Raw genomic sequence first — 6,494 nt, 5'->3', positions numbered from 1 at the left:
GCGCCGGCCCCCGCGCCCGCCGTCCCGGCCCCCGTCGCCAGGACCGCGCACTGCCCCGGGCCCAGGCAGCCGGCCGCCGAGCGGTACCGCAGCCGCCTGCTGCGCTACGCCAACCGCCTCTCGCCCGGCGATCCGCACCGGGCCGAGGACATCGTGCAGGAGACCATGCTCCGCGCCTGGTTGGCCGCCGACGAGTTCGCCGGCGAGGAGGGCGGCTTCCACGCCGACGACGACCACCTCGCCGCCTGGCTGCACACCGTCGCCCGCAACCTCGCGGTCGACGCCCGCCGCCGCGACCGCAGCGTGCCCATCGGCATCGTGCCGGCCGCCCTGTTACACCGGGCCGCCGACGGCGGCGCCGACGTGGCCGACGCCGTCGTCAACCGGGTCGCCGTGGTGCGCGCGCTCTGCCGGCTCAGCCCGCTCCACCGCGACGTGCTGATCCACGTGCACCTGTGCGACCGGTCGCGGGCCGACGCCGCACACCTGCTCGGCATACCCAAGGGCACCGTGAAGTCCCGCGTGCACTACGCGCTGGCGGCCCTGCGTTCGGAGTTCGAGGTCGCGCACGCGGCGGAGGCGGCATGAGGACGACCGATCCCTTCGAGTTCATCGATCGCCACCGGGACACCATCTTCCGCGTGCTCGGCCTCGTCGCCGTGCTGCTGGTGATCTTCCTCGTCATCCGGTACCTGGCGATGCGCCAGGGCGGCTGGGGCAAGGCGTGGCGGCGGCTGCGCCGCGAGTTCGCCATCACCGGGCACGCGTTCGCCGCGCCCCTCCGCGCCTGGCTGCGGCACCGGCGTTCGCTGCGGACCCTGGTGCGCGGCCTGCGCGCCCCCGCCACCTGGCGAGACGCCGAGCGGGCCGTGGCCGCCGCGCGCGAGGCCGGCGGCCGGGCGTACGCGGCGCTGGTGGACGGCGAGGCCGTCACCGTGCTGGTCGCGGGCGAGAGCAGAAACGTTTCCCTCCCGGACGACCAGCGCTGGTGGCTCGCCGGCGACGACGCGGACGACCACTGGAGCGTCGCCCGCGCCGACCTGCCGCCCGTCGTCCCCGACCCCGACCAGGTGCACCCGGTGCTGGTCGCGGTCGGCGAGGTCGGCGGCCGCTGCGCCTTCCTCGACCTGGCCGTCGGCCCGCCGATGATCACCGTCGAGGGCGACCGGCGTTCCGCCGTCGCCCTGCACCAGGCCGTCGCCGCCCAACTCGACGTCCGCCTGCCCGAGGGTCTCGTGGTGGTCGCCGAGGGCGTGCACCGCGGCTTCGCCGGAACGCCGGTGCGCGCCGCGCACCGGGCGGCCCGCGAGCAGCGCCCCAAGCTGGGCCTCGCGCCGGTCCTGGTCACCGCCGAACTGCCCGACCCGGTGCCCGCCGAACTCTCCGAGCCGCCCGAGGCGTTCCCCGCCCTGCGGCTGCTCCTGCTCGGCGAGGGGCGTGGCCACCTGCGCACCCTGCTGACCGACCGGCACGGCCAGATCGCCGTCGCCGGCACCCCGCTGCTCACCACGGGCAACGCCCTCAGCCGGGCCGTCGCCAAGGTGCTCTCCGCGATTCCGCCCGTGCTGCCGCCCGCGCCGCCCGCCGGCGACGCCGCCGAGACCACCCGCACCTTCGCCGAACTGGACGAGGACGAGGCGGACGAGGCGGAAGCCGCGAGCGGTTCCAGCGCCGACGCCGACGCGTGGACGGGGTCCGCGACCGCCAGCGCCACGCCACGCCCGCCGCTCGCCGAGCTCGAGGACGAGTCGGACGACACCGGCGAGCACCGGCTGACGGAGCCAGAGCCGGAGACCGCGCCGCGCGGCGGCGCGCCCGCCTCCCCACGGGCCGGCCGCGAGACCACCCGCACGCTGCCGCACTGACGGCGCCCCGCCCCACCTCCCGACACTCCACCCACCGAAGCCGGTTGGACCGCCCGTGAAGCTCACCGTGACCACCGCCGACCAGCAGGGTCGGCTCACGGACCACCTGCTCGACCTGCCCGGGGACGCCACCGTCGCCGAGCTGGCCGCGGCACTCGACACCCCGAGGCTCTTCCTCGGCGAGCGCCTGCTCGACTCCGACGCGCCCCTCGGCACCGGCGGCGTCCGCGACGGCGTGCTGCTCGGCCGCGGCGCGCCGGCGCCGCCCCGGGCCAGTGCCGCCCGCGCCTGGACCCCGCCCGCCACCGACCCGGCGCTGCTCGAACTGCGCCACGTCTCGGGCCCCGGCGCCGGCCGGGTCTGGCGGCTCGGACCCGGCGCCTACGAGATCGGCACCGACCGCAGCTGCGCCATCCGCCTCGCCGACACCTCGGCCGACGACCCGAACGTGGACGACGGACTGCCCGCCACCGGCACGTGGATCACCGTGCACGCCGACGGCACGGCCAGCTACCGGCTGCCCGAGGACGCCGACCCGGACACCTGCGGGCTGCGCAGCCTCACCCCGCCGCCGCCCGTGGACCCCGAGACCGGCACCCCGCTCACCGACGAGGAGCCGGCCGGCGCGGAGGACGGCGGCCCGGGCGGCCACAGCGAGGAGCCGGCGCAGGCCGGCCCCGACGGCCTGCCGGCGGATCCCGAGCCACTGCCGCCGGGGCAGCTGCCGCCGCCCGACGACGGCTCGCGGAACTGGCCGTTCTACGCCGACCTGTCGCTCGGCGACCACCTGTTGCGCCTCGCGCCGCCGTTCGAGCCGGACGCCGCCGTCAAGCCGGCTGCCGACGGCCTGACCATGGACTACAACCGGCCGCCCCGGATCGTTCCGCCGCTGGACGCCGAGAACCTGAGCCTGCCGGGACCGCCGTCGCCCCCCGGGCCGCGCACCTTCCCGTTCATGCTCATGCTCTCGCCGCTGGTCATGGGCCTCGCCATGATGGCGATCTTCCGGTCCTTCTACTTCATGATCCTCATCCTGTTCACCCCGCTGATGGCGGTGGGCAACTGGCTGACCGGACGCCGCTCCAACCGCAAGCGGCACGAGGAGCAGACGCGCCGCTTCCACCTGCGCCGCGCCGCCCTCGAACTGGAGATGCGCCGGGCCACCGTCGAGGAGCGCGGGCTGCGCAACGAGGCGTCCCCCGACCCCGCCGCCGTGCAGCTCACCGCCACCGGTCCCGGCCGCCAGCTCTGGGAACGCCGCCGGCACCACGGCGACTACCTCACCCTCAGGCTCGGCACCGTCGCCCGCGCCTCCCTCAAGAAGATCAGCGACCAGGCCCGCGAGACCAACCACCGCCAGGTGCACTGGCGGCTCGCCGACGTCCCCATCGGCGCCGAGCTCCGCCAGCTCGGCGTGCTCGGCCTCACCGGCACCAGCCGCACGGCCCGCGCCGTCGCCCGCTGGGCCGTCGCCCAGGCCGCCGTCCTGCACTCCCCGCGCGACCTGCGGATCGTCGTCCTCACCGACGAGCAGCACGTCGACGACTGGGCTTGGGTCCGCTGGCTGCCCCACCTGCGGCCGACCCGGGCCGGCTTCGGCGCCCCGCTGATCGCGCTCGGCAACGACCCCGAGTCGACCGCGCGCCGGGTCAGCGAGCTGTTCGCCGACATCCAGGCCAGGACGACCGCCACCGGCGGCGCCAGCCGGGCCGTCGCCGTCGCCGAGCCCGACGTGCTCGTGGTGATGGACGGCGCCTACCGGCTGCGCGAGGTGCCCGGCGTCACCCAGATCCTCACCGAGGGCCCGGCCGTCGGCATCTTCAGCCTCTGCCTCGACGAACGCGAGCGGCTGCTGCCCGAGCAGTGCGCCGCCGTCGTCACCGCCACCGGCAACCGCCTCACCGTCCGCTCCTCAGGGCACCCGACCGTCAGCGGCGTGCGGGCCGACCAGGTCGACCCCGAGTGGTGCGAGGAGGCCGCCCGCGCCCTGGCGCCGCTGCGCGACGTCAGCGTGGACGCCGACGCAGGACTCCCCACCGAGGTACGTCTGCTGCCGCTGCTCGGCCAGGAGCCGCCGGACCCCGCGACGCTGGTGCGGGGCTGGGAGCGCAACCCGGCGAGCACCACCTTCGTCATCGGCTCCGGCTTCGAGGGCACCGCCCACCTCGACCTGGCGACCGACGGCCCGCACGGGCTGATCGGCGGCACCACGGGATCCGGCAAGTCCGAGCTGCTGCAGACCATGATCGCCTCGCTCGCCGTCGCCAACCGGCCCGACGAGCTGACCTTCGTGCTCATCGACTACAAGGGCGGCAGCGCGTTCCGCGAGTGCGCCGAACTGCCCCACACCCTGGGCATGATCACCGACCTCGACGGGCACCTGGTGCAGCGCGCCCTGGCCTCGCTCGACGCCGAACTGAAGCGCCGCGAGCAGCTGTTGGCCGACGTCGGCGTCAAGGACCACCGCGAGTACCGGGCCAAGCGCGCCCGCGAGCCCGAACTGCCGCCGCTGCCCCGACTCCTCCTCGTCATCGACGAGTTCGCCACCCTCGTGCGCGAACTGGTGGAGTTCGTCCCCGGCCTGATCAGCCTGGCGCAGCGGGGCCGGTCCCTCGGACTGCACCTGGTGCTCGCCACCCAGCGCCCGGCCGGCGCCGTCAGCAACGAGATCCGCGCCAACACCAACCTGCGGATCGCGCTGCGTGTCACCGACCGCACCGAGTCCACCGACATCCTCAACTCCCCGGCCGCCGCCGGCATCTCGCCCGCCACCCCGGGCCGGGCGCTCATCCGGCGCGGCGACGGACCGCCGCTGCCGTTCCAGACCGCCTGGGTCGGCGCCGAGCGCCCCACCGCCGACGGCGCCCCTGGCGCCCGCGTCGGCGGCCCGCGTTCGGTGCGGGGCGCCGAGCTGACCTGGCAGCAGCTCGGTCGGCCGGTGGCCGTGCCGACCGATTCCGAACCCCTCGTCGACGCGCCGGTCGACGACGGGACGGGCGAGCCCCAGGACCCGCCCACCGACCTCAGCGAGCTGGTGGCCGCGGTGCGCGCGGCGGCCGAGGCGCTGCCCGACTTCCAGCCGCAGCCCCGCCCATGGCTCCCGCCGCTCGACGAACGCCTCACGCTGGCGGAACCGGAGGCCGACCCCACGCCGGGCGCGCTGCGGCTCCCGCCGTTCCCCTACGCCTACTTCGACCTGCCGAACCGCCAGGAACAGCGCCTCGGCCACCTGGACTTCGCCACGTTCGGCCACCTCTACGTCATCGGCGCGCCCCGCTCAGGACGCACCCAGTCGCTGCGCACCATCGCCGGCTCGGCCGCGATGCACCTGACCACCGACCAACTGCACGTCTACGGCATCGACGCCGGCGGCGGCGGCCTCGCCGCGCTCGAGGCCCTGCCGCACTGCGGCTCCGTCGTCTCCCGCCACGACCCGGAGCGCCTCGACCGACTGATCCGCCGGCTGCTCGCCGAACTCACCGAGCGCCAGAGCCAGATCGCCCGGCACGACGTGGCCTCCATCACCGAGCTGCGCGCCAAGCTACCGAAGGCCGAACGCCCCGCCCACCTGCTGGTGTTGATCGACGGCTGGGACGCGCTCAACTCCATGCTCGACAAGTACGACGGCGGCCGGCTGCTCGAGGAACTGCTGCGGCTGCTGCGCGAGGGCGCCGCGGCCGGCATCCACGTCATCGCCACCTCCGAGCGGATCCTGCTCGGCGGCCGCCCCGCCCAGCACAACGACCGCCGGCTGCTGCTGCGCCAGACCGACCGGATGGACTTCGCCGCGGCGGGCATCAACCGGCGTTCCGTGCCCGAGCGCATCCCGGCCGGCCGCGGCTGGTTCACGCCCGGCGCCACCGAGGCGCAGATCCTGCTGCTGCCGACGCCGGCCGCCGGTGAACCGAGGCTGTCCAAGGGCGCCGTCGACCAGGCCGACGCGCTGCGCGCCATCGGCCGCCGCGCCACCGCCCGCGACTCCGGGATCGCGGACGAGCTCCGGCCGTTCCCGATCACCGAACTGCCCGGCGTGGTCGGCTTCCAGGAGGCCGCGGACCTGATCCCCGAGGAGAACCGCCGCCCGATGTGGGCGCTGGTCGGCCTCGGCGGCGATGAGGCGGCGCCGATCGGCTACGACTTCACCGCCGACGTCGGCTCCTTCATGGTCGCGGGACCGCCCGGCAGCGGCCGCTCCAACACGCTCGCCGCGATGTCCGTCTCGCTGCTGATGGGCGGCACCGCCCTCGTGGTCCTCACCCCCCGCGACTCGCCGCTGCGACGCCTGGCGGCGCACGGCCTGGCCCGGGTGTTGACCGCGACCGACCCGACCGGCGACGAACTCGAGGCGGCCCTCACGTCGCTCGAAGGACGCCCGGCCGTGGTAGTGGTCGACGACGCCGACATGCTGATGTCGGGCCGCGCCGACCAGGCGCTGCGCCGCGTCGCCTCGGCGGGCCGCGACCGAGGCCTCGGCCTGCTGCTCGCAGGGCCGGCGGACGGCATGACCGCGATGGGCTGGATCGGCATCGCCCGCCGCGCCAGGCGCGGCATGCTGCTCGCGCCGAAGAACCTGGGCGAGGGCGAACTGATCGGCGTCCGCCTGGCCCCCGAACAGCTCCGCCCCCCACC

The 6,494-nt window shown here is 75.9% G+C and carries 3 protein-coding genes; all 3 read left to right on the top strand.

Annotated elements, in window-relative coordinates:
- Window positions 1-588, top strand: a 588-nt coding sequence (locus E1265_RS31675; RefSeq protein WP_243741250.1) for a sigma-70 family RNA polymerase sigma factor, incomplete at its 5' end; no start/stop codon positions are given.
- On the top strand, window positions 585-1,865 hold the full coding sequence (locus E1265_RS31670) for a hypothetical protein (protein ID WP_132934415.1): 1,281 nt from the start codon (window positions 585-587) through the stop codon (window positions 1,863-1,865). The genes E1265_RS31675 and E1265_RS31670, both read left to right, overlap by 4 nt.
- A 55-nt stretch (window positions 1,866-1,920) precedes the next feature.
- The coding region (locus E1265_RS31665) for an FtsK/SpoIIIE domain-containing protein (protein ID WP_132934414.1) at window positions 1,921-6,494 on the top strand (4,574 nt) is incomplete at its 3' end.

This window comes from Streptomyces sp. 8K308, from assembly GCF_004348315.1.
Classification (GTDB): domain Bacteria; phylum Actinomycetota; class Actinomycetes; order Streptomycetales; family Streptomycetaceae; genus Streptomyces.
The sequence above is the reverse complement of the archived record's forward strand: the minus strand, read 5'-3'. Positions and strand labels throughout refer to the sequence as shown.

Bases quoted from the DNA above. Each gene is read 5' to 3' on its own strand.
- E1265_RS31670 (WP_132934415.1), top strand. From the start codon at position 585: ATGAGGACGACCGATCCCTTCGAGTTCATCGATCGCCACCGGGACACC.